This window comes from Streptomyces sp. NPDC001401 (genome assembly GCF_042895385.1).
Lineage (GTDB): Bacteria > Actinomycetota > Actinomycetes > Streptomycetales > Streptomycetaceae > Streptomyces.
Map to the genome: position 1 here is coordinate 95,698 of NZ_JBIAWI010000004.1, position 25,635 is coordinate 121,332.

General features: G+C 69.6%; 22 protein-coding genes and 1 riboswitch. Of the genes, 12 read left to right on the forward strand and 10 right to left on the reverse strand.

Going from position 1 to position 25,635, the window contains the following annotated elements:
* Positions 1–18: 18 nt before the first annotated feature.
* Entirely contained in the window at positions 19–1,101 is a 1,083-nt protein-coding gene (locus ACFY10_RS15725) for an SIS domain-containing protein (protein WP_390665671.1), read from the reverse strand.
* 230 nt (positions 1,102–1,331) lie between these two features.
* Between ACFY10_RS15725 and nagB the strand changes: the two genes are divergently transcribed.
* Positions 1,332–2,117: a glucosamine-6-phosphate deaminase gene (nagB, locus tag ACFY10_RS15730; RefSeq protein ID WP_390665672.1), complete on the forward strand. Its 786-nt coding sequence runs from the start codon at positions 1,332–1,334 to the stop codon at positions 2,115–2,117.
* Positions 2,118–2,280: 163 nt separating this feature from the next.
* Here the strand turns inward: nagB and ACFY10_RS15735 are convergent, their stop codons facing one another.
* The 4 genes from ACFY10_RS15735 to ACFY10_RS15750 all read right to left on the reverse strand — a co-directional run bounded on the left by ACFY10_RS15735 (position 2,281) and on the right by ACFY10_RS15750 (position 7,006).
* On the reverse strand, positions 2,281–3,768 hold the full coding sequence (locus ACFY10_RS15735) for a glycoside hydrolase family 3 protein (RefSeq protein WP_390665673.1): 1,488 nt from the start codon (positions 3,766–3,768) through the stop codon (positions 2,281–2,283).
* 9 nt (positions 3,769–3,777) lie between these two features.
* Positions 3,778–4,641: a carbohydrate ABC transporter permease gene (locus ACFY10_RS15740; RefSeq protein ID WP_390665674.1), complete on the reverse strand. Its 864-nt coding sequence runs from the start codon at positions 4,639–4,641 to the stop codon at positions 3,778–3,780.
* Positions 4,638–5,627, reverse strand: a complete 990-nt coding sequence (locus tag ACFY10_RS15745; RefSeq protein WP_390665675.1) for a carbohydrate ABC transporter permease — start codon at positions 5,625–5,627, stop codon at positions 4,638–4,640. The genes ACFY10_RS15740 and ACFY10_RS15745 overlap by 4 nt, the downstream gene beginning before the upstream one ends.
* A 95-nt stretch (positions 5,628–5,722) precedes the next feature.
* Positions 5,723–7,006 (reverse strand): extracellular solute-binding protein, encoded by a 1,284-nt coding sequence (locus ACFY10_RS15750; protein ID WP_390665676.1) that lies wholly within the window; start codon positions 7,004–7,006, stop codon positions 5,723–5,725.
* Between the two features lie 309 nt (positions 7,007–7,315).
* On the opposite strand from ACFY10_RS15750, the gene ACFY10_RS15755 reads away from it, so the two are divergent.
* From ACFY10_RS15755 to ACFY10_RS15800, 10 genes are all read left to right on the forward strand, one after another.
* Positions 7,316–8,080 carry a GntR family transcriptional regulator gene (locus tag ACFY10_RS15755; RefSeq protein WP_390665677.1) on the forward strand — a complete coding sequence of 255 codons (765 nt, stop codon included), beginning with the start codon at positions 7,316–7,318 and terminating at the stop codon, positions 8,078–8,080.
* Between the two features lie 204 nt (positions 8,081–8,284).
* Positions 8,285–10,429, forward strand: a complete 2,145-nt coding sequence (locus ACFY10_RS15760; RefSeq protein WP_390665678.1) for a carbon starvation CstA family protein — start codon at positions 8,285–8,287, stop codon at positions 10,427–10,429.
* Positions 10,395–10,601, forward strand: a complete 207-nt coding sequence (locus tag ACFY10_RS15765; RefSeq protein ID WP_390665679.1) for a YbdD/YjiX family protein — start codon at positions 10,395–10,397, stop codon at positions 10,599–10,601. The genes ACFY10_RS15760 and ACFY10_RS15765 overlap by 35 nt, the downstream gene beginning before the upstream one ends.
* A 149-nt stretch (positions 10,602–10,750) precedes the next feature.
* Positions 10,751–11,014: a DUF3311 domain-containing protein gene (locus ACFY10_RS15770; protein WP_390665680.1), complete on the forward strand. Its 264-nt coding sequence runs from the start codon at positions 10,751–10,753 to the stop codon at positions 11,012–11,014.
* On the forward strand, positions 11,011–12,648 hold the full coding sequence (mctP, locus tag ACFY10_RS15775; RefSeq protein WP_390665681.1) for a monocarboxylate uptake permease MctP: 1,638 nt from the start codon (positions 11,011–11,013) through the stop codon (positions 12,646–12,648). The genes ACFY10_RS15770 and mctP overlap by 4 nt, the downstream gene beginning before the upstream one ends.
* Before the next feature lie 75 nt (positions 12,649–12,723).
* Complete coding sequence (locus tag ACFY10_RS15780) at positions 12,724–13,224, forward strand: GNAT family N-acetyltransferase (protein ID WP_390665682.1); 501 nt, start codon at positions 12,724–12,726, stop codon at positions 13,222–13,224.
* Between the two features lie 26 nt (positions 13,225–13,250).
* Positions 13,251–13,417, forward strand: a riboswitch (cobalamin riboswitch).
* A gap of 124 nt (positions 13,418–13,541) precedes the next feature.
* Positions 13,542–15,914: a ribonucleoside-diphosphate reductase subunit alpha gene (locus ACFY10_RS15785; protein WP_390665683.1), complete on the forward strand. Its 2,373-nt coding sequence runs from the start codon at positions 13,542–13,544 to the stop codon at positions 15,912–15,914.
* Positions 15,914–16,924, forward strand: coding sequence for a ribonucleotide-diphosphate reductase subunit beta (locus ACFY10_RS15790; protein ID WP_390665684.1), 1,011 nt, complete (start codon positions 15,914–15,916; stop codon positions 16,922–16,924). Before ACFY10_RS15785 ends, ACFY10_RS15790 begins: the two co-directional genes overlap by 1 nt.
* Positions 16,925–17,258: 334 nt before the next feature.
* Positions 17,259–19,328, forward strand: coding sequence for a putative Ig domain-containing protein (locus tag ACFY10_RS15795; RefSeq protein WP_390665685.1), 2,070 nt, complete (start codon positions 17,259–17,261; stop codon positions 19,326–19,328).
* 110 nt (positions 19,329–19,438) lie between these two features.
* A complete protein-coding gene (locus ACFY10_RS15800) occupies positions 19,439–19,927 on the forward strand; it encodes a hypothetical protein (protein ID WP_390665686.1) in 489 nt (162 codons plus the stop codon).
* Here the strand turns inward: ACFY10_RS15800 and ACFY10_RS15805 are convergent.
* On the reverse strand, positions 19,894–20,109 hold the full coding sequence (locus ACFY10_RS15805; RefSeq protein ID WP_390665687.1) for a hypothetical protein: 216 nt from the start codon (positions 20,107–20,109) through the stop codon (positions 19,894–19,896). The genes ACFY10_RS15800 and ACFY10_RS15805 overlap by 34 nt on opposite strands.
* Before the next feature lie 93 nt (positions 20,110–20,202).
* Here ACFY10_RS15805 and ACFY10_RS15810 point away from each other — a divergent pair, with 93 nt between their 5' ends.
* Complete coding sequence (locus ACFY10_RS15810; RefSeq protein ID WP_390665688.1) at positions 20,203–21,177, forward strand: GlxA family transcriptional regulator; 975 nt, start codon at positions 20,203–20,205, stop codon at positions 21,175–21,177.
* 13 nt (positions 21,178–21,190) lie between these two features.
* Here ACFY10_RS15810 and def read toward each other — a convergent pair whose 3' ends face one another.
* From def to ACFY10_RS15830, 4 genes are all read right to left on the reverse strand, one after another.
* A complete protein-coding gene (gene def / locus ACFY10_RS15815; protein WP_390665689.1) occupies positions 21,191–21,841 on the reverse strand; it encodes a peptide deformylase in 651 nt (216 codons plus the stop codon).
* 148 nt (positions 21,842–21,989) lie between these two features.
* Positions 21,990–22,970, reverse strand: a complete 981-nt coding sequence (locus ACFY10_RS15820; protein WP_275781033.1) for a hypothetical protein — start codon at positions 22,968–22,970, stop codon at positions 21,990–21,992.
* Between the two features lie 107 nt (positions 22,971–23,077).
* Positions 23,078–24,319: an HD-GYP domain-containing protein gene (locus ACFY10_RS15825; RefSeq protein ID WP_390665690.1), complete on the reverse strand. Its 1,242-nt coding sequence runs from the start codon at positions 24,317–24,319 to the stop codon at positions 23,078–23,080.
* The gene (locus tag ACFY10_RS15830) at positions 24,316–25,626 is read right to left on the reverse strand and encodes an HD-GYP domain-containing protein (RefSeq protein WP_390665691.1); all 1,311 of its coding nucleotides are present in this window, start codon (positions 25,624–25,626) and stop codon (positions 24,316–24,318) included. Before ACFY10_RS15830 ends, ACFY10_RS15825 begins: the two co-directional genes overlap by 4 nt.
* Between the last annotated feature and the right edge of the window lie 9 nt (positions 25,627–25,635).

A 25,635-nucleotide genomic window follows, 5' to 3' on the forward strand; every position in this document is an offset into this window, starting at 1 on the left:
GGCCGCCCGCGGGCCGGCTCAGTGGGTCTCGGTCACCTTGGCCAGCGCCCGCGGTGCGTCCGGGTCCTGGCCGCGGGCGATGGTGATCTCGTGGGCCAGGAGCTGCAGCGGGATGATCTCCAGGATCGGCTGGACCTCCTCGGCCACGCCCTCGGTGGGCAGGACGAAGCCGGCGGAGGCCTGCTCGACCTGGCTCCTGGGCCCGATGACGAACAGATCGGCGCCGCGGCCGCGCAGCCGGTCGAGGACGGGCTGGAGGGCCTCGCCGCCCTTGCCGTCGGTGACCACCGCGATGACCGGGGAGACGTTGTCGACCATGGCGAGGGGGCCGTGCAGGAGGTCGGCGCCGGAGTAAGAGAGGGCGGGGATGTAGCTGGTCTCCATGAGCTTGAGGGCGGCCTCCTTGGCCGTGGGGTAGCCGTAGCCGCGGGAGGTGATGACCATGCGTTCGGCGAAGCGGTAGCGGGCGGCGAGGGCGCGGACCTCGTCCTGCCGGGCCAGCAACTGCTCGGCGAGGTCCGGCAGCACCTTCGCAGGGGCGCCGTCGCCGCCGCGCAGGCCTTCGACGAAGAGGTAGAGGGCGAGAAGGGAGGCCGTGTAGGTCTTGGTCGCGGGAAGGGCCTTCTCCGGCCCGGCCATGATGTCGACGTGGTACTCGGAGACGCCGGCCAGCGGTGAGCCGGGGTTGTTGGTCACGGCGAGGGTGATCGCGCCGGCCTCGCGGGCGGCGCGGGTCGAGGCGACCAGGTCCGGGGAGCCGCCGGACTGGCTGACGGTGACGACGAGGACGTCGGTGAGGTCCGGGCGGGCGCCGTATGCCGTGGTGGTGGACATCGAGGTGAGGCCGCAGGGCAGGCCGAGGCGGATCTCCAGGAGGTACTTGGCATAGAGGGCGGCGTTGTCGGAGGTGCCGCGGGCGGTCAGCAGGACGAAGCGGGGTTTGCGGGCGGCGATCTCCCGGGCCACCTGCCGAATGCCGGGGGCTCCCTCCTCGAGGATGCGGCGCAGCACGGCGGGCTGCTCGGCCATCTCACGGGCCATGATCCGGCCCGGGACGTCGTTCTGGGGGTCCGGTGTCGGGTCCGGAGTCAGGGCGGTCATGGCGGGTTCCTCCCGAGTGTGTCTGCTTGCCGTGCGAGGCGATGCGCGTCGCTGCACCGCACCCATTCCACTCCCCCGTGACGAATGACGCCTGTCCTCCGCATGGAATGGCGATGGCCCTCCATGCGGTGTGCCGATCGCCCTGCATCGGCCTGGGTCGCAGGAGTCGATTCTGTTAGATTGGTCTAAACCACATAGCCCACACAGCCCTTCAGATCGGCAGGCCCAGCGTGGAAGTTGTCATCGTTCCGGACGCCAAGTCGGGCGGCGAGCTCATCGCCGAGGCCATGGCGCAGCTCCTGAGGCGCAAGCCCGCGGCGCTGCTCGGCGTGGCCACCGGCTCGACCCCGCTGCCCGTCTACCAGGCGCTCGCGGCCCAGGTGCGCTCCGGTGCCGTGGACACCTCGCGGGCGCGGATCGCGCAGCTCGACGAGTACGTGGGGCTGCCGGCGGAGCATCCGGAGTCGTACCGTTCGGTGCTCGGGCGCGAGGTGCTGGAGCCGCTCGGGATCGGGATGGACGCGTTCATGGGGCCCGACGGGACGGCCGAGGACGTGCAGTTGGCGTGCGCCGCGTACGACAGGGCGTTGGCCGAGGCCGGCGGGGTGGACCTGCAGCTGCTCGGCATCGGGACCGACGGGCACATCGGGTTCAACGAGCCGTGTTCGTCGCTGGCCTCGCGGACGCGGATCAAGACGTTGACCGAGCAGACGCGGGTCGACAATGCGCGGTTCTTCGACGGGGACATAACGCAGGTCCCGCATCACGTCATCACTCAGGGGATCGGGACGATTCTGGAGGCTCGGCATCTGGTGCTGCTTGCCACGGGGGAGGGCAAGGCGGATGCGGTTGCCGCGACCGTGGAAGGGCCGGTGGCTGCGGTGTGTCCGGCCTCGGCGCTGCAGTTGCACCCGCATGCGACGGTTGTTGTCGACGAGGGGGCGGCGTCCAAGTTGAAGTTGGCGGACTACTTTCGGCACACGTATGCCAACAAGCCTGACTGGCAGGGTATTTAGGCGGTTTCGTCTGCCTGGTTCGGTTGTCTTCGGACTGCGAGTCGTGGTGGGTTGCTCGCGCCCACGCGGCGGAGCCGCATATCAGACACAGCCCCGCGCCCCTGAAAGCGTTGCAGGCGCCGGTTCCCCTTTGAGGGAGCCGGCGCCTGTCTCGTCGTAGTGATTACGCCCCCGCAATCACCTCCGCCGCCGCTCGCCCGCACACCCGGGCCGCGCCATGCGTCGCGATGTGCAGGGCTCCGCGAGGGGATGCCTGGGGCAGGCCCATCTCGACCACGATCGTGTCCGGGCGGGCTGCCAGCAGGGTGTCGAGAGCGGCTGCCATCCAGGGGTGGCGGTGTTCGTCGCGGACCACGGCCACGATGCGGCGGGGGCCGGCCGCGGCCAGGGCGGTGCGGCCCGCGTTCTCGCCGGCGAAGCTGCCCGTCTCCGTGCCGGGGAGGAGGCGGAAGAGTTCCGCCGCGACGCCCCAGGGGGTCTCGTCGCCGACCGCGATGTTGGCGACGGGGGTGAGGGCGGCGACGTAGGGCGGTTCGGTGAGCGGGGTGAAGGGCTCGGTGGCGGTCGTCTTCAGGGCGCGGCGGGCTGCGCGGAGGCCCACCTCGGTGTCGGGGGTGTGTTCCGCGTCGGTTGCAGCCGCCGCGGCCGTCCAGTGGGCCAGCGCCCGGACCCGTTCCGCCGCCTCCGCCAGGCGCTCCTCGGGGAGTTCGCCGGTGCGGACCGCCGAGACCAGGGCGTCGCGCAGGCGTCGTACCGTCTCGTCGTCGGCGAGGCCGCCGCCCACGCAGATCGCGTCGGCGCCGGCGGCCACCGCGAGGACGCTGCCGCGCTCGATGCCGTACGTGCCGGCGATGGCCTGCATCTCCATGCCGTCGGTGACGATGAGGCCGTCGTAGCCGAGGTCGCCGCGGAGGAGGTCGGTGAGGATCGTGGGCGAGAGGGTCGCCGGGTGGTCCGGGTCCAGGGCCGGGACCAGGATGTGGGCGCTCATCACCGCGCGGGTGCCCGCCGCGATGGCCGCGCGGAACGGGGACAGTTCGCGGGACTCCAGCACCGCCGCCTCCACGTCGATGCGCGGCAGCGCGTGGTGGGAGTCGACGGCCGTGTCGCCGTGGCCCGGGAAGTGCTTGGTGCAGGCGGCGACTCCGGCGGACTGGAGGCCGGTGACGTAGGCGGCGGTGTGCCGGGCGACCAGGTCGGTCTCGGCGCCGAACGAGCGGACGCCGATCACGGGGTTCTCGGGGTTGGAGTTCACGTCGGCCGACGGGGCCCAGTTGAGGTTCACCCCGCAGGCGGCGAGGCGGCGGCCGAGTTCCGCGGCCACCTGCCTCGTCAGGTCCACGTCGTCGACCGCGCCCAGCGCGTTGTTGCCGGGGAAGGAGGAGCCGGTGCGGACCTCGAGGCGGGTGACATCGCCGCCCTCCTCGTCGATCGCGACCAGGACGTCGTCCCGCTCGGCCCGCAACTGGGCGGTCAGGGCCGCCAGTTGTTCGGGTGAGGCGATGTTGCGGCCGAAGAGGCCTACGGAGGCGAGGCCTTCACCGAGGCGGCGCAGCAGCCAGTCGGGGGCCGTCGTGCCGGTGAAGCCCGGCTGAAGGACCGTCAGGGCGTCGCGGGTCAGGGTGTCTGTACCGCTGGCGAATGTCGTCATCGGGTGGCGTTATCCCTTCACTGCGCCGGCGGTCAGGCCCGCGGCCATCTTGCGCTGGACGAGGAGGAACAGGACGACGATCGGCACGGCCATCATCGTGGCTCCGGCCATCATCGGGGCGTATTCGGTGCCGTGCTTGGTGGTGAAGTTGCCGAGCCAGACGGTCGCGGTCTGGTTCTTCTGGCTGAGCAGCATCAGGGCGTAGAGGTATTCGTTCCAGGCCTGGATGAAGCCGTAGACCGAGGTCGCGACCATGCCGGGGGCGAGGAGGGGGAAGACCACGCGGATGAAGGCGCCGGTGCGGGAGCAGCCGTCGACCATGGCCGCCTCCTCCAGTTCCTTCGGGATGTTGACGATGAAGCCGCGCAGCGTCCACACCGTGAAGGGGAGGATGAAGGTCAGGTACGTGATGATCAGGCCCGAGAGCTTGTCGTACTGCTCCAGGTCGTTGAGGAGCAGGAAGATCGGGATGATCATCGCGACCAGCGGGACCATCTGGACCGCGAGGATGCCGACGATCACGATCCTGCGGCCGCGGAAGGCGAACCGGGAGATGGCCAGTGCCGCCAGCATGCCGACGACGATGCCGATCGCCACGACCGACAGGGAGACGATCAGGCTGCGGCCGACCGGGCCCCAGAAGTCCGCGATGGCCAGCGCCCGGCGGAAGTTGTCGAGCGTGAAGCCGGTCGGGAACAGGCTCGGGTCGGGGTCGATGGTGTCCTTGGCCGGTTTGATGGCCGTGTTGAGCATCCAGTAGACGGGGAAGCCGGCGGTGAGGAAGACCAGGAGGCCGAGGAGGTTCCAGCCGAGCTTGGACTTCCGGGGCCGCGAGGGGGTCCCCTTGGTCGCCACGGCGTTCATGACGGTCATTCGACCTCTCCGATCTTCAGCATCTGCCGCATGTACACGGCGACCACGCCGAGCATCAGCACCACGGTGATCAGGGCGATCGCCGAGCCCTGCGCATAGTCGTTGACGACGAAGGCGCGGTCGTAGGAGTAGGTGGTGAGGAGCTGGAACTCCGCCTCCGGGTGGCCGTTTCGCATCACGAAGACCTGCGGGAAGACGCCCATGTCCCAGATGACCGACAGGGTCGTGAGCATCACGATGATCGGCTTGAGGATGGGCAGGGTGACGTAACGGAAGACGCCCCAGGAGCCCGCGCCGTCCAGCCGGGCCGCCTCCTCCAGCTCGGCGGGGACCTGCGTGAGGCCGGCGCTGAGGGTGATGACGACGAAGGGGACGGCTCCCCAGACCACCAGGAGCATGATCACGGCCAGGCCCTGCGGGCCGCTCGCGAACCAGTTGTGGCCGATCAGCTGGACGCCGGGCAGCTTGCTGAGCAGCGCGTTGAGGATGCCGTAGTCGGCGTCGAACAGCCACTTGAAGACCGTGGTGGCGACGATGATGGGCATGCCCCAGCTGGCCACCAGCACGATGTTGACCAGCGTCTTCACCCAGCCGGAGACCCGCTGGAGGAGCAGGGCGATCAGCATGCCCAGCACCATCGTGAAGATGACCGAGCCGGCCGCGAAGACGATCGTGCGGACCACGACCTGCCAGAACTCGCCGTCGCCCAGCACCCCGGTGAAGTTGTCGAACCCGACCCACTCGGCCGGCAGGAAGCCCCACAGCTGGGACTGCCCGAACTTCTGGAAGGAGAGGGTGACCAGGCGGACCAGCGGATAGCCGAGTACCAGCGCCAGGATCAGCAGACAGGGGGCGAGCAGCAGCCACGGTGTGGCCGCGCCGCCCGAAGTCCGGGCTCTGCGTGGGTTCTTGGCGACCGGCGGTGGTGGCGGCGCCTGCCGCGGCGGCGGCACCTTGGCGGGGGTGGTCGTGTCTGCGGCACTCATGGCGCGCTCCTCAGCGGTCCCTCAGGTCGTACGGTCGTACGAGAGGCAGGGCCCGCCTCTCCGTCGACGGAGGCTGTACGGGCCCTGCCCTCAGGTCACTTGTTGTTGATGACCTTGTCGATCGCGGCGTCCGCGTCCTTCGCGGCGGCCTCGACCGACTTCTTGCCGGTGCCGATGTCCTGCAGCATGGTCTGCAGGACCTGGGCCTTCTCGACCTGGCCCCAGCCGGGTGCCATCGGGACGAACCAGTTGGACTCGGCCGCGGTGGCCGGGACCGCCGTCGCGGGGTCGTTCTTGAGGGTCGCGAGGTCGGTCTTGTTGTTGGGCAGGTTGCCCTTGGCCATCAGGCCCTTCTGGCCGGAGGGGCCGGTGAACGCGTTGATCCACTCGGCGGCGACGGCCTGCGCCTTGGACTTGACCGGGATCGCGAGGTCGCTGCCGCCCAGGAAGACGGGGAGGTTCTTGCCGGACGGACCCGGCATCACGAAGTTCTCGAGGTTGTTCTTGAGCTTGCCGGTCTTGTCGTTCTTCGGGTCGGCCGAGGTCGCGCCCTCCCAGGCGGCGCCGAAGATCATGCCGGACTTGCCCTGGCCGTAGACGATGTAACGGTCGGACTCGTCCTTGGTCTTGTCGCCGTGCATGTACTTGTCGACGACGTTCTTGAACTCGGTCAGGCCCTTGACGGACTCCGGCGAGGAGAGGTTGGCCTTCCACTGGCCGCCGGACTCCTTGGCGATGGAGCCGCCCGCGTCGTAGACGAAGGACATGGCCGCGTACCAGTCACGGGTGGGCTGGTACCAGGCGGAGAACTTGTCGCCCTCCTTCTTCTGGACCTTGTCCAGGGCGGAGGTGAGCTCGGCGTACGTCTTGGGCGTGGACTTGACGCCGGCCGCGGCGAACACGTCCTTGCGCCAGTTGGCGACGCGGCCGCCCGCGTAGTACGGGACGCCGTAGGTCTTGCCGGCGAACGTCACCGAGGCCTTGAGGCCGTCCAGCCAGGCGGAGGAGTTGGTGAACTTGGCCGGGTCGACAGGGGCGAAGGCGCCCTTGACCATGTAGCCGAGCATCTCGGTGTTGCCCATCTCGACCACGTCGGGGGCCTTGTCGGTGGCGAGGACCGCGTCGAGCTTGGTGTTCTTGTCCGGCCAGCCGTAGTACTCGTGGTTGATCTTGATGCCGGGGTGCTTCTTCTGGACGGCCGCGTCGGCCGCCTTCACCAGGTTCGGCCAGTTGTTCTGGGCGTCGACGGTGAGCCAGACAGTCAGCTCCTTGGCGTCCGCGCCGCTGTTGGAAGAACCCTTGCTGTCGCTGCCGCCACACGCCGCGATGGAGACCATCATGCCCGCGATACCGATCGCGGCTATCAGCTTGCGCTTCACGCCACCCTCCTCAGGGATGCCCACACCTCCCCCGCCCATGCGCCGGGACCTGAACCAATGGTGTAGACCAGTAGGGGGAGCTTGGACCAGACCAGGAGGCCTGTCAAGAGTGCTCGAAACGGCCCTGACCAGCCGTTATGCGACCTACATATGCAGGAACCTTTAAGTAAGAAGGCAGCGAAATCAGCGCCGCCGGAGTACTCTCGTCCGCTAGACCACTTAGCCCCGTGGACTAGACCAAAAGAGGCGGCGACGGTATACAGAAGGGATCACGAAGTGACCCCCCATCCGGAGCCGGAGAGGCAGAGCATGAGCACCGACGTCAGCAGTGCGGAGAACGAGGGTGGGGCGACCGTCCGTACCGCGCGCGTGCCCAAGTACTACCGCTTGAAGAAGCACCTCCTCGACATGACGGAGACGCAGTCGCCCGGCACTCCGGTACCGCCCGAGCGCACCCTCGCCGCCGAGTTCGACACCTCACGCACGACCGTGCGGCAGGCCCTTCAGGAGCTGGTCGTCGAGGGCCGCCTCGAACGCATCCAGGGCAAGGGCACCTTCGTCGCCAAGCCGAAGGTCTCGCAGGCGCTCCAACTCACCTCGTACACCGAGGACATGCGCGCCCAGGGCCTGGAACCCACCTCGCAGCTGCTGGACATCGGCTACATCACCGCCGACGACCGCCTCGCCGAGCTCCTCGACATCACGGCCGGCGGCCGGGTGCTGCGCATCGAGCGCCTGCGCATGGCCAACGCCGAGCCGATGGCCATCGAGACGACCCACCTCAGCGCCAAGCGCTTCCCGGCCCTGCGCCGCTCCCTGGTCAAGTACACGTCCCTCTACACGGCGTTGGCCGAGGTCTACGACGTCCACCTCGCCGAGGCCGAGGAGACCATCGAGACCTCGCTGGCCACCCCGCGCGAGGCGGGCCTGCTGGGCACCGACGTGGGCCTGCCGATGCTGATGCTCTCCCGGCACTCCTTCGACAAGACCGGGGAGCCGGTGGAGTGGGTGCGGTCGGTGTACCGGGGGGACCGGTACAAGTTCGTGGCCCGCCTGAAGAGGCCCACCGACTAACCGGACGGGCGGGGCAGCGCCCCCGAAGGGGCGCGGGGCTGTGTCGGATATGCGGCTCCGCCGCGCGGGCGCGACCAGCCACAACGGCGCCGCAGACAAAAAACAACCCCACGGCACCCCCAGCGGAGCGCTACCGCGGTGTAGCGCAACTGCCGTTCCTGTTCTACGGTCCTCCCGACTCCGTCTGGACGGGAGGACCGCCTCGTGCGTACCGCGAACGTCCGCTCCATCGTCATCTGGACCCTCGTCGCTCTGGTCGGGGCGGCAGGCTGGTCCGTACTCGCGCTCTCCCGGGGTGAGAACGTCTCGGCCGCCTGGATGGTCGCAGCCGCCCTCGGCACCTATGCGATCGCCTACCGCTTCTACGCGAAGTTCATCGCGTACAAGGTGCTCAAGGTCGACGGGACCCGGGCCACCCCGGCCGAACGTCTCGACAACGGCATCGACTTCCACCCCACCGACCGCCGCGTCCTGCTGGGCCACCACTTCGCGGCGATCGCCGGCGCCGGGCCCCTGGTCGGCCCGGTGCTGGCCGCGCAGATGGGCTACCTGCCCGGCACGATCTGGATCATCGCCGGGGTCGTCTTCGCGGGCGCGGTCCAGGACATGGTGGTGCTGTTCTTCTCCACGCGTCGGGACGGGCGTTCGCTGGGGCAGATGGCCCGCGAGGAGATCGGCCCCTTCGGCGGTGCGGCCGCGCTGATCGCCGCCTTCGCCATCATGATCATCCTGCTCGGCGTGCTGGCGCTGGTCATCGTCAACGCGCTCGCCGCCTCGCCGTGGGGCACCTTCTCCATCGCGATGACCATCCCGATCGCCCTGCTGATGGGCTTCTATCTGCGGGTACTTCGCCCCGGCCGGGTCGCCGAGGTGTCGCTGATCGGTGTGGCCCTGCTGCTGCTCGCGCTCGTCGCGGGCCGCTGGGTCGCCGAGTCGTCGTGGGCCGGCGCCTTCACCCTGGCGCCCTCGACCCTGGTCATCTGGCTGGTGGCGTACGGCTTCATCGCCTCGATCCTGCCGGTGTGGATGCTGCTCGCGCCGCGCGACTACCTGTCCACCTTCATGAAGATCGGCACCATCGCGCTGCTCGCGCTCGGTGTGGTCATCGCCCTGCCGACGCTGAAGATGGACGCGGTGACGGACTTCGCCTCGCGCGGCGACGGCCCGGTCTTCGCCGGATCCCTGTTCCCCTTCGTCTTCATCACCATCGCCTGCGGGGCGCTGTCCGGCTTCCACTCGCTCATCTCGAGCGGGACGACGCCGAAGATGATCCAGAAGGAGACACAGGTCCGGATGATCGGCTACGGCTCCATGCTGATGGAGTCGTCGGTCGCGATCATGGCGCTGGTCGCGGCCAGCATCATCGACCCGGGACTGTACTTCGCGATGAACGCACCGGCCGGTGCCATCGGTACCACCGTGCAGAACGCCTCGCAGGTGGTGACCGGTTGGGGGTTTCACATCTCCCCCGCCGACCTCGCCCAGGCGGCGAAGAACGTCGAGGAGACGACCCTGCTCTCCCGTACCGGGGGCGCCCCCACGCTCGCCATCGGCGTCTCGGAGATCTTCTCCAAGGTCACCGGCGGGAGCCTCAGGGCCTTCTGGTACCACTTCGCCATCATGTTCGAGGCGCTGTTCATCCTGACCGCGCTGGACGCCGGTACGCGGGTGGGCCGGTTCATGCTCCAGGACATGCTGGGCAACGTCATCCGGCCCTTCAAGAACGTGAGTTGGAAGCCGGGACTGGCCATCACCAGTGCGATCGTGTGCGCGCTGTGGGGCTACTTCCTCTGGGTGGGCGTCCACGAGCCCCTCGGCGGCATCAACCAGCTGTTCCCGATCTTCGGCATCTCCAACCAGCTGCTCGCCGCGGTCGCCCTGGCCGTGTGCACGACCCTGCTGGTGAAGTCCGGGCGCCTCAAGTGGGCCTGGATCACCGGGATTCCGCTCGCCTGGGACGCGACCGTCACCCTCACGGCCAGCTACCAGAAGGTGTTCTCCAGCGACCCCAAGGTCGGCTTCTTCAAGCAGCGGTCCGTGTTCCAGGATGCCATCGACGCCGGGAAGGTGCTGCCGCCCGCCAAGAACATGGACGACATGCACACCGTGGTCACCAACTCCACGGTGGACGGCGTCCTTTCGGCGGTCCTGGCCGTTCTGATCGTCGTGGTGATCGCGGACGCTCTGCGCGTCTGCATCCGGCACGTCCGCCGCCCGGCTCTCTCCTCGCTGAGCGAGTCGCCGTACGTCGAGTCGAGGATCACCGCCCCGGCGGGGCTGATACCGACCCGCCAGGAGAAGGAGGAGGAGCGCCGTGCGGTCGTCGGTACTGCTGCGCCGGGCGATTAGGGGTGTGCGCTGGTATGTGCGGGAGCTGACGGACGAGTCGGCGTACGACCGTTATGCCGCGCATCTGCGGAAGGGCCATCCGGACGCGGAGGTGCCGTCCCGGCGTGAGTTCGAGCGGATGCGGACGGACCGTCAGGAGGCCGATCCGCAACAGGGTTTCCGCTGCTGCTGACCTGCTGCCGATGACACCGATGTCGGGCCTTCACGGAATCGACATACCGATATGCGGACGAGGTCTTCCGCTGCCTTCACACAGTGACCTAGATTGCCTGCGCGTTACACAGGTGATCAGTGGGATCAGCGAGGGAACGGAGCCGCGATATGTCAGATGCGCCTGAAGTGAGACCCCCGGTGGTGACACCGGTCCGCGCGGTCATCGCCCTCTGCCTCGTCGCGCCCTTCGTGGCGATGCTCTGGGTCGGCTCCTACGCCAAGACGGACCCGGCGCTCATCGGCATCCCGTTCTTCTACTGGTACCAGATGCTGTGGGTGCTGATCTCCACGGCGCTGACGATGACCGCGTACAAGCTGTGGCAGCGTGACCAGCGCGCCCGTGCCTCGCAGAAGGGCGGTGCGTCCAAGTGAAGAACGGCGTGAACGGCGTCGCACTCGGCGTCTTCATCTTCTTCTTCCTGGCCGTCACGGTCATGGGCTTCCTGGCCGCGCGCTGGCGCAAGGCCGAGAACGAGCAGAGCCTCGACGAATGGGGCCTGGGCGGACGGTCGTTCGGTACCTGGATCACCTGGTTCCTGCTCGGCGGCGACCTGTACACGGCGTACACCTTCGTCGCCGTACCCGCGGCGATCTATGCGGCGGGCGCGGCCGGCTTCTTCGCGGTGCCGTACACCATCCTCGTGTACCCGCTGATCTTCACGTTCCTGCCCCGCCTGTGGTCGGTGTCCCACAAGCACGGCTATGTGACGACCTCGGACTTCGTGCGCGGCCGGTTCGGCTCGAAGGGCCTGTCGCTGGCGGTGGCCGTGACCGGCATTCTCGCGACGATGCCGTACATCGCGCTCCAACTGGTGGGCATTCAGGCCGTGTTGGACGTCATGGGCATCGGCGGCAGCGCGAACTCCAACTGGTTCGTGAAGGACCTGCCGCTGCTGATCGCCTTCGGCGTGCTGGCGGCGTACACGTACTCGTCGGGCCTGCGCGCGCCCGCGCTGATCGCGTTCGTGAAGGACGCGCTGATCTACATCGTCATCGCGGTGGCGATCATCTACATCCCGATCAAGCTGGGCGGCTTCGACGACATCTTCGCCAAGGCGAGCGAGGCGTTCAGCGCGACCAACCCGGCGACCGGCAAGCCGCGCGGGGCGCTGGTCCCGGCCGAGGCGAACCAATGGACGTACGCCACGCTGGCGTTGGGCTCCGCGCTCGCCCTCTTCATGTACCCGCACTCCATCACGGCGACCCTCTCCTCCAAGAGCCGTAACGTGATCCGCCGCAACACCACGATCCTGCCGCTGTACTCGCTGATGCTGGGCCTGCTCGCGCTGCTGGGCTTCATGGCGATCGCGGCCGGAGTCAAGGTCACCAACGGGCAGCTGGCGATCCCGCAGCTGTTCGAGAACATGTTCCCGAGCTGGTTCGCGGGCGTGGCCTTCGCCGCGATCGGCATCGGCGCCCTCGTGCCCGCGGCCATCATGTCCATCGCGGCGGCGAACCTCTTCACCCGCAACATCTACAAGGACTTCATCAAGCCGAACGCCACGGCCGAGCAGGAGACCAAGGTCTCCAAGCTGGTGTCCCTGCTGGTGAAGGTGGGCGCCCTGGTCTTCGTCCTGACCATGGACAAGACGGTCGCCATCAACTTCCAGCTGCTGGGCGGCATCTGGATCCTGCAGACCTTCCCGGCCCTGGTCGGCGGCCTGTTCACGCGCTGGTTCCACCGCTGGGCACTGCTCGCGGGCTGGGCGGTCGGCATGGTCTACGGCACCCTCGCCGCGTACGGCGTCGCCTCCCCGACCAACCCGGGCCAGAAGCACTTCGGTGGCTCCAACGCCGACATCCCGGGCCTCGGCGAGATGGGCTACATCGGCCTCACCGCGTTCGTCCTGAATGCCGTGGTCGCGGTGGTCCTGACCTTCGTACTCAAGGCGCTGAAGGCCCCGGAGGGCGTCGACGAGACGAAGCCGCAGGACTACACGGCGGACGCGGGCGACCCGGGCGTGCAGGTGGAGCTGCCGCCGGCCACGGCCGGGGCTTCCCACTGACGGTTGCGGTGACCAACGGGCCGTCGGACGAAATCCGGCGGCCCGTTGTCGTACCCGTCCGGCACACTCGGGTACATGGACATCGTGATCAGGCCGGTGGAACCCGGTGAGTACGAGGCCCTCGGCGAGATCACCGCCCAGGCCTACCTCCAGGACGGCCTTCTCACCTTCGGCGCGAGCGACTGGTATCTCGGCGAACTGAAGGACGTCGCCAAGCGGGCGGCGGCGGCCGACGTGCTGGTGGCCGCGCAGGGCGACCAACTCCTCGGCGGCGTCACCTTCGTCGCGTCCCCGGGCCCCATGACCGACATTGCGGGCCCCGGAGAGGCCGAGATCCGTATGCTCGCCGTCGACCGCGCCGCCCGCGGCAGAGGAGCCGGAGAGGCCCTCGTCCGCGCCTGCATCGACCGGGCAAGAGCCGCGGAGTGCACCGGCATCGTCCTGTCCACCCAGTCGATCATGCATGCCGCCCACCGCATCTACGAACGCGCCGGCTTCGTCCGCGCCCCCGAGCGCGACTGGAACCCGATCCCGGGAGTCGACTTCACGCTGATCACCTATGAGTTGACGCTCTGACACGCTCCGGAGTCAGCAGCGACACAACATATGGGGGTGCTTCCGGCGCCCGGCACAAGATGTATGCTCATGCTCGCTGTCGCCGCAGGGGAATCCGGTGCGAATCCGGAACTGTCCCGCAACGGTGTACTCATGCGTGTTCGCACATGTTTGAGCGTCAGTCCGAGGACCTGCCGACAGTGCGCCCGGCCGCCGTGGCCCGGGTGCTGTGACGTCCGGGCCTCGTGGAATGGGCCGGTGGACGCGACGCCGTGCGCGCTCGTGACTGCCCCCTGCCCTCCGCAAGGCCCCCCGTGCCGAGCGAGGGAGAGCCTCACGTGACCATCGCGCCAGCAGACCCGGTTTCAGCGAACGCCGCAGTGGCCGACGACGGTCCCGGAGCCGCGCTGCTGCGGACCCTGACCGAGCTGACCGCCGACCTCCCCGACGCCGACCCCGGCCGGGTCGCCGCCGCCGCGCTGCGCGGCCGGTCCGCCCGTGCGGACGAGACGGAGCTGCGCGAACTGGCCACGGAGGCGGCCGCCGGCCTGATCTCGGAGGACCCCGCGTACAGCAGGCTCGCCGCCCGGCTGCTCACGATCAGCATCGCCGCGGAGGCCGCCTCGCAGGGCGTCACGTCCTTCACGGAGTCTGTCGCCGTCGGGCACCGCGAAGGCCTCATCGCCGACCGCACGGCGGAGATCGTCCGCCTGCACGCCGCCCGCCTGGACGCACTCGTCGACCCTCAAGGGGACGACCGCTTCGGCTACTTCGGCCTGCGCACGCTCCACAGCCGCTATCTGCTCCGGCACCCGATCACCCGCCGCGTGATCGAGACGCCGCAGCACTTCATGCTGCGGGTCGCCAGCGGCCTCGCCGAGGACGACTCGGCCCGCGCCGTCGACGAAGTCGCCGCGCTCTACGGCCTGATGAGCCGCCTCGACTACCTCCCCTCCTCCCCCACCCTCTTCAACTCCGGCACCCGGCACCCCCAGATGTCGTCCTGCTACCTCCTCGACTCCCCGCTGGACGAGCTGGACTCCATCTACGACCGCTACCACCAGGTGGCCCGCCTCTCGAAGCACGCCGGCGGCATCGGCCTCGCGTACTCCCGCATCCGCAGCCGCGGTTCGCTGATCCGCGGCACCAATGGGCACTCCAACGGCATCGTCCCGTTCCTGAAGACCCTCGACGCCTCGGTCGCCGCCGTGAACCAGGGCGGCCGGCGCAAGGGCGCGGCGGCCGTCTACCTGGAGACCTGGCACTCCGACATCGAGGAGTTCCTGGAGCTGCGCGACAACACCGGCGAGGACGCCCGCCGTACGCACAACCTGAACCTCGCGCACTGGATCCCGGACGAGTTCATGCGCCGCGTCAACGCCGACCAGCAGTGGAGCCTCTTCTCCCCCGCCGACGTACCCGAGTTGGTGGACCTGTGGGGCGCGGAGTTCGACGCCGCGTACCGCAAGGCGGAGGCGGAGGGGCTGGCCCGCAAGACCATCCCCGCCCGCGACCTCTACGGCCGCATGATGCGCACCCTCGCCCAGACCGGCAACGGCTGGATGACCTTCAAGGACGCCGCCAACCGCACCGCCAACCAGACGGCCGAGCCGGGCCATGTCGTCCACTCCTCCAACCTCTGCACGGAGATCCTGGAGGTCACGGACGACGGCGAGACGGCGGTCTGCAACCTGGGTTCGGTCAACCTCGGCGCATTCGTGGTCGGCCAGGACATCGACTGGAAACGGCTGGACGAGACCGTCCGCACGGCCGTCACCTTCCTGGACCGCGTCGTCGACATCAACTTCTACCCGACCGAGCAGGCGGGCCGGTCGAACGCCCGCTGGCGCCCCGTCGGCCTCGGCGCGATGGGCCTGCAGGACGTCTTCTTCAAGCTCCGCCTGCCCTTCGACTCACCGGAGGCCAAGGCCCTGTCCACCCGTATCGCCGAGCGCATCATGCTCGCCGCGTACGAGGCCTCGGCCGACCTCGCCGAGCGGAGCGGCCCGCTGCCGGCCTGGGAGAAGACCCGTACGGCCCGCGGCATCCTGCACCCCGACCACTACGACACGCAGTACACCTGGCCGGAGCGCTGGACGGCACTGCGGGAGCGCATCGCCACCGTCGGCATGCGCAACTCCCTTCTCCTCGCGATCGCTCCCACGGCCACCATCGCCTCGATCGCGGGCGTGTACGAGTGCATCGAGCCGCAGGTGTCGAACCTCTTCAAGCGCGAGACGCTGTCCGGTGAATTCCTGCAGGTCAACTCGTACTTGGTGAAGGACCTGAAGGCGCTGGGAGTCTGGGACGCCCGTACCCGCGAGGCGCTGCGCGACGCGAACGGCTCGGTGCAGGACTTCGCCTGGATCCCGGCCGACGTACGCGCCCTGTACCGCACGGCGTGGGAGATCCCGCAGCGCGGCCTGATCGACATGGCGGCGGCCCGCACCCCGTACCTGGACCAGTCCCAGTCCCTGAACCTGTTCCTGGAGACGCCGACCATCGGCAAGCTCTCGTCGATGTACGCGTACGCCTGGAAGCAGGGCCTGAAGACGACGTACTACCTGCGCTCCCGCCCGGCGACCCGCATCGCCCGCGCCGCCCAGGCCCAAGCTCAGCCTGAAAAGACCATCCCCGTGCAGCAAGCAGCCGACCCCGACGCGGTCGCCTGCTCCCTGGAAAACCCCGAGTCCTGCGAGGCCTGCCAGTAATGTCCACCACCCAGAATCTGCTCGACCCGGGCTTCGAGCTGACCCTCCGCCCCATGCGCTACCCGGACTTCTACGAGCGCTACCGGGACGCCATCAAGAACACCTGGACCGTGGAGGAGGTCGACCTCCACTCGGACGTCGCCGACCTCGCCAAGCTCACGCCCGCCGAGCAGCACCTGATCGGCCGACTGGTCGCCTTCTTCGCGACGGGCGACTCGATCGTGGCGAACAACCTGGTCCTGACCCTCTACAAGCACATCAACTCCCCCGAGGCACGGCTCTACTTGAGCCGCCAGCTCTTCGAGGAGGCAGTCCACGTCCAGTTCTATCTGACCCTCCTGGACACCTACCTCCCCGACCCGGAGGACCGCGCCGCCGCCTTCGCGGCCGTCGAGAACATCCCCTCGATCCGCGAGAAGGCCCAGTTCTGCTTCAAGTGGATGGACTCGGTGGACAAGCTCGACCGCCTGGAGTCCAAGGCCGACCGCCGCCGCTTCCTGCTGAACCTGATCTGCTTCGCCGCCTGCATCGAGGGCCTGTTCTTCTACGGCGCCTTCGCGTACGTGTACTGGTTCCGCAGCCGGGGCCTGCTGCACGGTCTCGCCACCGGCACCAACTGGGTGTTCCGCGACGAGACCATGCACATGAGCTTCGCGTTCGACGTGGTCGACACCGTACGCAAGGAGGAGCCGGAGCTCTTCGACGACCAGCTCCAGCAGCAGGTGACGGACATGCTGAAGGAAGCCGTCGAGGCCGAGCTGCAGTTCGGGCGCGACCTGTGCGGGGACGGCCTGCCCGGCATGAACACCGAGTCGATGCGCCAGTACCTGGAGTGCGTCGCCGACCAGCGCCTCACCCGCCTCGGCTTCGCCCCGGTGTACGGCTCCGAAAACCCCTTCTCCTTCATGGAGTTGCAGGGTGTCCAGGAACTGACCAACTTCTTCGAGCGCCGGCCTTCGGCGTACCAGGTCGCGGTGGAGGGCACGGTCGACCTCGACGAGGACTTCTAGCCTCCCAAGGCTTCGGGTCGGCCCATGGAGCTTTCATGGGCCGACCAAGCGTCATCCATGCGCCGTCCATGCGCCGTCCATGGAGCTCTTATGGAGCGGCAAAGTTCTTCCGGCCCGTCTGTTCCGGTGTCCTCGCCACCCGCTACTTTCTGGCCGTCCTGTCATGTCACACACAACCGCACCACAACAGCATCACGTACGGCATCACACACGGCATCACAGGACGTTCAATGTGTCATGCCCATGACGGCATCGCGCACCGCCGCCGCTACGCGCGTCACAGGCCTGCCACCAGCGTCGAGAACCCCACTCCAACGACGGAGGCAGTACCCCCATGCGTCAGACACGCACCGGAAAGTCCAGACGGAGCCTGCGAAGACTCCTGGCCGTAGCCATCCCCACCCTCGCCCTCGGCCTCGCCGGACTCGTCGCGGCACCCGCGCACGCAGAGCCCGCGGCATCCGCGGCCTCGCACATCTCCCGCTCCACCCAGAACTCCAAGGCCCTCACCTCCCCCGAGCGGCAGACGTTCCACTCGACCGGCAAGGCCGGCCAGAAGGTGCCCACCACGCACCTGTGCGCCACCGCGGCCCCCGGTCACGCATCGTGCTTCGCCCAGCGCCGCACCGACATCAAGCAGCGGCTGGCCTCCGCGGTCGCCGCCGCCGCGCCCTCCGGCCTCAGCCCGGCCAACCTGCACAGCGCCTACAACCTGCCGTCAACGGGCGGCTCGGGCCTGACCGTCGCCATCGTGGACGCGTACAACGACCCCAACGCCGAGTCGGACCTGGCCACTTACCGCTCGACGTACGGCCTGTCCTCGTGCACCAAGGCCAGCGGCTGCTTCAAGCAGGTCAGCCAGACCGGTTCCACGACCTCGCTGCCCACCAACGACACCGGCTGGGCCGGTGAAGAGGCGCTGGACCTCGACATGGTCAGCGCCGTCTGCCCGAACTGCAACATCATCCTGGTCGAGGCCAACTCGGCAACGGACTCCGACCTCGGCACCGCCGAGAACGAGGCCGTCGCGCTCGGCGCCAAGTTCGTCTCCAACAGCTGGGGCGGCTCCGAGTCCTCCTCCCAGACCAGCGAGGACACCTCGTACTTCAAGCACCCGGGTGTCGCGATCACCGTCTCCTCCGGTGACTCCGCCTACGGCGCCGAGTACCCGGCGACGTCCCAGTACGTGACCGCCGTCGGCGGCACGGCGCTGAGCACCTCCTCCAACTCCCGCGGCTGGACCGAGTCCGTCTGGAAGACCAGCTCCACCGAGGGCACCGGCTCCGGCTGCTCCGCGTACGACTCCAAGCCGAGCTGGCAGACCGACACCGGCTGCACCAAGCGCATGGAGGCCGACGTCTCCGCCGTCGCCGACCCGGCCACCGGTGTGGCCGTGTACGACACCTACGGCGGCTCCGGCTGGGCGGTCTACGGCGGCACCAGCGCCTCCGCGCCGATCATCGCGGGCGTGTACGCGCTGGCCGGCACCCCGGGTTCGAGCGACTACCCGGCGAAGTACCCCTACAGCCACACCAGCAACCTGTACGACGTGACCAGCGGCAGCAACGGCTCCTGCTCCACGGCCTACTTCTGCACCGCCGAGACCGGCTACGACGGCCCGACCGGCTGGGGCACCCCCAACGGCACCACCGCCTTCACCTCCGGCAGCACCACCGGCAACACGGTGACCGTCACCAACCCGGGCAGCCAGTCGACGACGACCGGCAGCTCGGTCAGCCTCCAGATCAGCGCCTCCGACAGCGCGGGGGCGACCCTGACCTACAGCGCGAGCGGCCTGCCGACCGGGCTGTCGATCAGCAGCTCGACCGGAAAGATCACGGGTACGGCGTCCACCGCGGGCACCTACCAGGTCACCGTCACCGCGAGCGACTCCACCGGCGCCTCCGGCTCGGCCTCCTTCAGCTGGACGGTGGGTTCCAGCAGCGGCACCTGCACCTCGTCCCAGCTGCTCGGCAACCCCGGCTTCGAGTCGGGCAACACCACCTGGACCGCGTCCAGCGGCGTCATCACCAACTCCAGCAGCGAGTCGGCGCACGCCGGTTCGTACTACGCCTGGCTGGACGGGTACGGCTCCTCGCACACCGACACGCTGTCCCAGTCGGTGACCGTGCCGAGCGGCTGCAAGGCGACCTTCACCTTCTACCTGCACATCGACACCGCGGAGACGTCCAGCAGCACGGCCTACGACAAGCTGACCGTCACCGCCGGCTCGACCACCCTGGCGACGTACTCGAACCTCAACGCCGCCTCCGGGTACGCCCAGAAGTCCATCGATCTGTCCTCGTACGCCGGCTCCACCGTCACCCTGAAGTTCAGCGGTGTCGAGGACTCCTCGCTCCAGACCAGCTTCGTCCTCGACGACACCGCCGTGACAACCAGCTGATCACTGTCTGACCCGTTTGACCCGGAGCCCCGGTCGCCGCCTTCGCGGCCGGGGCTCCGGTGTGGATCCAAAGGTGCTGGTGACACGTCACATGGGAGAGGAGGCCCCCCATGCGTCGAACGATCCGCCACACGACCCTCGCCCTCGCGGCACTCACCTTCACCCTCGCCCTCGCCGGCTGCGGCAGCCAGGCCGACAGCGGCAAGGGCGGCAGCAACAGCGTGTCGTCGTCCCCCACCCCCACGAAGAGCCCGACGACCAGCCCGACGCCGAGTCCCACGGGCGGCTGTACGACGGCATCCACGCTCGGCGCCGCCGAGAGCGGCCGTACGGTCTGCGTGGCCGTGGGCGACACCGTCCGTATCAGCCTGGACGGAACCGCGAAGCGGCCCTGGAAGCCGGTCACCGCGAGCGGCTCCGGCCTGGAGGCCGCCAACAGCGGGTTCGTCCTGCAGCCCGGTGACGCGAGCGCCGCCTTCAAGGCCGTGTCGGACGGGAAGACCCGGCTGCAGTCCACCCGGCCGCTGTGCGCCACTCAGGCCGGCCGGGTCTCGTGCATGGGGATTCAGGAGTGGTGGGTCACCGTGGTGGTGAAGTAGCGCCGCCGTGTCCTTGGTGGACGGGAGGCCTCGGTCTCCCGTCGAGCCTGCTCGGCCTCGCGGATCTGACGGTCGATGCGACGGTCGTGCACGATGCCCATCACGGACGGGAGAACCAGCAGGACCAGGATTCCGAGAACGGTCAGCATTCCGATCAGTCCTTCGATGTGTGCCGTATCCATGGACACCACTGTCGCGCCGATAGCTCCTTACAAACAGTGGCAGGACTGCCGTAGACCCTCGAAATACTGCCAATGGCGAGGCACACTGGTGGCATGCTGCAGAACGTCGCCGCCGTCGTCCTGGACGGCGTGAACCCCTTCGAACTGGCCGTCGTCTGCGAGGTGTTCGGCACCGACCGCAGTGACGACGGACTGCCCGTGTACGACTTCGCGGTCGCCTCGGCCGAGGGGCCGGTGCTGGGCACGCGCGCGGGCTTCTCCATGCAGGTCGAGCACGGCCTGGAGCGGCTGGAGGAGGCCGACCTCATCGCCGTACCGGCAGGTGCCCGCTTCGAGACGCGGGAGTTCCCGCCCGAGCTGCTGGATGCCCTGCGGCGCGCCGTGGACCGTGGGGCGCGGGTGCTCAGTGTCTGTTCCGGCGTCTTCGTGCTCGCCGCGGCCGGGCTGCTCGACGGCCGGCGCTCTGCCGTGCACTGGCACCACGCGGAGGAGCTGGCGCAGGCGTACCCGCGGCTGAAGGTCGAGCCCGACGTCCTGTACGTCGACGAGGACCCGGTGATCACCTCCGCGGGCACCGCCGCCGGCATCGACGCCTGTCTGCACATCGTGCGCAAGGAGCAGGGCCCCGAGGTCGCCAACAAGATCGCCCGGCGGATGGTGGTGCCGCCGCACCGGGACGGCGGGCAGGCCCAGTACATCGAGCGCCCGCTGCCCCGCTCGCACGGCGACACGGTCGCCGAGGTGCTGGTGTGGATGGAGCGGCACCTCGACGAGGACGTCACGGTCGAGCAGCTCGCCGACCGCGCCCACATGTCGCCGCGCACCTTCGCCCGCCGTTTCCAGCAGGAGACGGGCACCACCCCCTACCGCTGGATCCTGCGCCAACGCGTGCTGCTGGCCCAGCAGTTGCTGGAGGGCACGGACCAGACGGTGGACGCGATCGCGGGCCGAACGGGCTTCGGCGCCGCGGCCGCGCTGCGCCATCACTTCCTACGGGTGGTGGGAACCACCCCGAACGCCTACCGGCGCACCTTCCGGGGACCGGAGGCCGGACCGGACGCCGCCTGACCCGTCATTCGCCTCAGTCGTTCGCGACGACGGGGTAGCGGGGCTCGTTCTCGGCCATCTGCCGCAGCGCGTCCTTGCGCTCTCGCTTGGACAGGCGGTCGATGTAGAGGTAGCCGTACAGGTGGTCGGTCTCGTGCTGCAGGCACCGGGCGAAGTAGCCGGTGCCACGGACCTTGATCGGGTTGCCCTTCTCGTCCTGCCCGGTCACCTCGGCGTAGTCGGGACGGGCGAGCGGCGCATACGCGGTGGGCACGGACAGGCACCCTTCGTTGCTGTCGTCCAGCCGCCGCTTCTCGGCAGGGAGGTCGACCAGCTTGGGGTTGCAGACGACACCCACGTGCCGCACGCCCTCGTCGTCGCCGCAGTCGTAGACGAAGACCTTCAGGTCGACGCCGATCTGGTTGGCGGCCAGGCCCACCCCCTCGGCGGTGCGCTGCGAGGCGAACATGTCCGCGACCAGCTGCTGCAGCTCCTCGCCGAACTCGGTGACGTCCTTGCACTCCTTGTGCAGCACCGGGTTCCCGACGACGGTGATGGGCCGCGAGGCGCCGGCCGCACGCCAGGCGTTCTCGCGCTCCTCGGCCTCCTCGGTGTCGATGACGAAGCCCTCGTCGTCCACGGGGAGCACGCCCGCGTGCTGCTTTTCGGTGTCCTGCTGCGCCATGCCGACGTATGCCTTCCTCAAAAAACCGGGGGTTGCTGCTGATACAGGGTACGGGGAAGCGCCCCTTCAGGGGCGCGGGGCTGTATCGATATGCGGCTCCGCCGCGAGGGCGCGACCAGCCACAACGGACCCGCAGCCGGCAACGGTCCTAGCAAACCTCTTCGAGATCCCGCCAGTCACGAGAATCCGGACTGTCGGCAACCCACCCGTCCAACAACCCCTTCACCAGGGAAGCCGGGGCGGCCACGCCACATTCCCGCTCAGGCACCCACAGCTGCCCATCGGTCCGATGCCCCAGCGGCCCCGGGTGCCCCGGCTCACTGTGGTCGTGCGGATCCAGGTGCTCCCCATCACCCTCATCCGACGGCATCCGCGACTCGGAACACATCCGGCACAGCAGCCGCACCGAAGACGACCAGTCCTCGGCAGCGAACCCCGCGTCCGCGGCAAGCTGCTCCAACGCATCCCGATCCGCCTCGGTGGCGGCTTCCAGCAGCACCACCCACGTCGGCACCGGCGACGGCGCCCACAACTCGATCTCGTCGAAGACCGGGTAGGAGTGCCCGGCCGCGGTGCTCCGCTCCCCGTGCGGCACCCCGTCGTGCAGCACGACCTCGCCCCAGCGCCGCCCGGAGGACGGCAGCGGAATGGACAGCACCTCGATGCGGGCGGGGTCCAGCCGCCGCCCCCACACCACCTCGGCCTCGCCCTCGGGCGACAGCCGTACGGCCGCGCTGCCGAGCTCCATCCCGACGGGCTCCCCGTTCGCCGCGGCAGCACCCGGCACCCGCAGCCCGTACGCCTGCCAGGCCCGGCGGGCCAGCGGCCAGTCCTGCAGTGCGGTGGCCGCGATGCCGACGTTCCACCAGTCGGGGGCGCCGGTCTCCCGGTCGAGCAGCGCGACGGCGCGCAGTCCGGCCGCCCGCGCCTGCTCCCAGTCGTGCCGGAACTTGTGCAGCAGGGCGAGGTTGAACCAGGACTCGGACAGCCAGGGCTCCAGATCCGCGGCACGTGTCAGCAGCGCGCCCGCGTCCTCGTACCGGCCGTCGCCGATGAGCGTGAACGCTCGGTCGGTGGCCTGCCGCCAGGAGGCGGAGGGCCGGTGCCGTCCCTTGCCGAAGATCCTCACGATTCCCTGCCAGTTCCGTGGAGTGGGCTGGCTAGTGCTGCCCCCGGACACACCCTCTCATTCGCATCCAACCACGTACGGCTGGAAGGGCGCTCATTACCCATGGGTTACCCAGCCGCAGGCAGGGTCAGACAGTCCCGTGCAAGGACCCGGGCCAGCGATTCCACCACTTCGGGCGCGTAGTCCCCGGCGGTGGCCAGCCGCAGCTCCTCCAGCGCCGTCAGGGGCCCGCCGGGCCCGGCGTCGCGCGCCTTCTCCTCGTAGGCGTTGACGGCCCGCACGATCCGCGCGGCAAGGGGCTGCTCCCGGTAGGGGTCGGCCTGCCGCTCGACGACAACGGCGACCGCCGAGTCCACCCCGGTCTGCCGTACGACGGCGCCGCCGAGCAGGGCGATCCGGCGCTGCTCGGCCGTGGGCAGTACGGCGGTGGCACCGGCCGGCACCGGGTCGACCAGGCTCAGCTGGCCGATGTCGTGCATGAGGGCTGCGTACTCCAGCACGGTCAGCTCGGGCCGGGTGAGCCCGAGGTCCCGCCCGACGGCACGGCTGAGGGCCGCCACGCGGCGGGCGTGCCCGGCGGGGGTGTACCCGGCGATCTCGGTGGCGCGGGCGAGGGAGGTGATGGTCTGCCGGTAGGTGGTCCGCACGGCGGCGTACCGGCGGAAGGACAGCTGGGTCAGCAGCAGCGGCAGCGAGAACACGGGCAGCGCCCACAGCCCGACCACGGCGACCGCGAGGGCCATCACCGCGCCCGTGGCGCACACGGCCGAGCCGATACCGAGGAGGGCGTGCAGTTCGTCCCGCAGCAGCGGGCCGAAGGGCCACCGGGTGCGGGAGTGCGCGAGCGCGGCGGCGAGGACGGCGTCGCACAGCGCGGTGAGGGCGAGGAGCGCCAGGAGCAGCAGGGCGTACGCGGGACCGCGCCATTCGCCGAACGCCCCCCGGTTGTACAGGGGTTGGAAGCAGACGGCGGCGAATCCGACGGTGAGCACGCGCCGCGCGAGGTGGTCGAGCACGGGTCCCCGTCCGCGGGCGATGTGCGGCACGCTGCCGATGAGGGCGGCGGCGAGGACGACGGCGACGACCTGGGTGACGCCGTGGTGGGTGGGCTGCCCGGCGTCCTCGCCGAGAAGCGCATACGACATCGCCCCGGCGGCCCCGAGCGGCGCGGCCTCCCTGACCCGGGCGCCGGTCCAGCGGGTGAGCTCGCCGACGGTGACGAGCAGGCCGAAGGCGAGGGCGGTGGGGCGCTCCTCCAGGCCGGTCCGGTGGGTGACGGCCAGGGAGACGGCGGCGAGGAGGGCGGCACAGGAGTGGATCAGGAGCGTCAGCGGTGGCCGGGCGCTCATCCGCGGGCTCCCGGCCGGCCGGCCACGGCCGCGGCCGGCGCGGGAAGGCGTGGTTGCTCCTCGGCCGTGACCGCCGGATGCCAGCCGTACCTGCCGAGCGCCCGCACCAGTGCCGCGACCATGCGGGGGTCGAACTGCGCCCCCGCACACCGCTCCAGCTCCTCCAGGGCGACCGGGACGGGCCGGGCGCGCCGGTAGCACCGCGTGGACGTCATCGCGTCGAAGGCGTCCGCGACGGCCACCACCCGTGCCGCCTGGGGGATCTGGCTGCCTCTGAGCCCGTACGGGTACCCGCTTCCGTCCAGCCGTTCGTGATGGTGGAGTACGGCGGCCCGGGCCTCGCCCAGAAAACCGATTCCGCGCACCATTTCGTGGCCGTACTCGGGATGCAGCTCGATCACCCGCCGCTCCTCGGGGGTGAGCGGCCCGTCCTTGCGCAACAGCCTTGTGGGGACGCCGAGTTTGCCCACGTCGTGCAGGATTCCGGCGAATCGCAGGACCTCGACGCGCTCGTCGTCCATGCCGAGTTCACGGGCGATCATCATCGAGGCCTGGCCGACCCGCTCGCTGTGGCCGCGCGTGTACTCGTCCTTGATGTCGACGGCCTGCACCAGCGCCCGGATCGTCGCCTGGTGGGCGGCGCGCTCCCGGTGGTACTGCGTGAACACCCACCAGGACACGCACATCGGCAGCAGCACGAGCAGTGCGGCGACGGGCCCGTACGGGCTGCGCCACAGGACGGCCATCATCAGCCCGGCGAGGCCGTGCACGACCACGGGCGCGAGGGACCGTACGAACAGCCCGCGCCAGGCCCGCCGTACCGGCACCCGCTCGGCCAGCGCGCGGATCCCGCCGTCCAGGGTGGTCAGCACCAGGCAGAACGCCAGTACCGCGGCGCCCGCGGGCACGAGCGCGTACGGGAAGTCGGATCCTGCGACCGCGTCCCGCCCGCCCAGCGCCCAGTGCACCCGGCCCGCGGCCCACACGCCGAGGACCAGCTGGGCGGCCCGCCAGCTCCGCCGCAGCCGGCGCGGCCGCTGGTCGACCCGGGAGAGCAGCGCCCCAGGCAGCGCGACCAGCGCGGCGGCCGGGGGCGGCAGCAGGAAGGCACCGGCGAGCAGCACCGGGTAGAACGTTCCGGCAAAGCGCCATCGGGCGGCGGCCTGCTCGCAGCCTGCGTACAGCAGGGCGAGCAGTGCGACCGCCCGCCAGGAGGTGTGGACGGCGAGCAGCGGAAGCAGACAGCACAGAGCGCCGAGGACCGTACAGGCGACGTATGCACGTGCCCGCGCCGGAACCGCCTCCATCACGCCCCT

Coding starts and splice junctions, on each gene's coding strand:
- ACFY10_RS15725 (WP_390665671.1), bottom strand. CDS start 1,101: ATGACCGCCCTGACTCCGGACCCGACACCGGACCCCCAGAACGACGTC.
- ACFY10_RS15735 (WP_390665673.1), bottom strand. CDS start 3,768: ATGACGACATTCGCCAGCGGTACAGACACCCTGACCCGCGACGCCCTG.
- ACFY10_RS15740 (WP_390665674.1), bottom strand. CDS start 4,641: ATGACCGTCATGAACGCCGTGGCGACCAAGGGGACCCCCTCGCGGCCC.
- ACFY10_RS15745 (WP_390665675.1), bottom strand. CDS start 5,627: ATGAGTGCCGCAGACACGACCACCCCCGCCAAGGTGCCGCCGCCGCGG.
- ACFY10_RS15755 (WP_390665677.1), top strand. CDS start 7,316: ATGAGCACCGACGTCAGCAGTGCGGAGAACGAGGGTGGGGCGACCGTC.
- ACFY10_RS15770 (WP_390665680.1), top strand. CDS start 10,751: ATGTCAGATGCGCCTGAAGTGAGACCCCCGGTGGTGACACCGGTCCGC.
- ACFY10_RS15780 (WP_390665682.1), top strand. CDS start 12,724: ATGGACATCGTGATCAGGCCGGTGGAACCCGGTGAGTACGAGGCCCTC.
- ACFY10_RS15790 (WP_390665684.1), top strand. CDS start 15,914: ATGTCCACCACCCAGAATCTGCTCGACCCGGGCTTCGAGCTGACCCTC.
- ACFY10_RS15795 (WP_390665685.1), top strand. CDS start 17,259: ATGCGTCAGACACGCACCGGAAAGTCCAGACGGAGCCTGCGAAGACTC.
- ACFY10_RS15800 (WP_390665686.1), top strand. CDS start 19,439: ATGCGTCGAACGATCCGCCACACGACCCTCGCCCTCGCGGCACTCACC.
- ACFY10_RS15805 (WP_390665687.1), bottom strand. CDS start 20,109: ATGGATACGGCACACATCGAAGGACTGATCGGAATGCTGACCGTTCTC.
- ACFY10_RS15810 (WP_390665688.1), top strand. CDS start 20,203: ATGCTGCAGAACGTCGCCGCCGTCGTCCTGGACGGCGTGAACCCCTTC.
- def (WP_390665689.1), bottom strand. CDS start 21,841: ATGGCGCAGCAGGACACCGAAAAGCAGCACGCGGGCGTGCTCCCCGTG.
- ACFY10_RS15825 (WP_390665690.1), bottom strand. CDS start 24,319: ATGAGCGCCCGGCCACCGCTGACGCTCCTGATCCACTCCTGTGCCGCC.
- ACFY10_RS15830 (WP_390665691.1), bottom strand. CDS start 25,626: ATGGAGGCGGTTCCGGCGCGGGCACGTGCATACGTCGCCTGTACGGTC.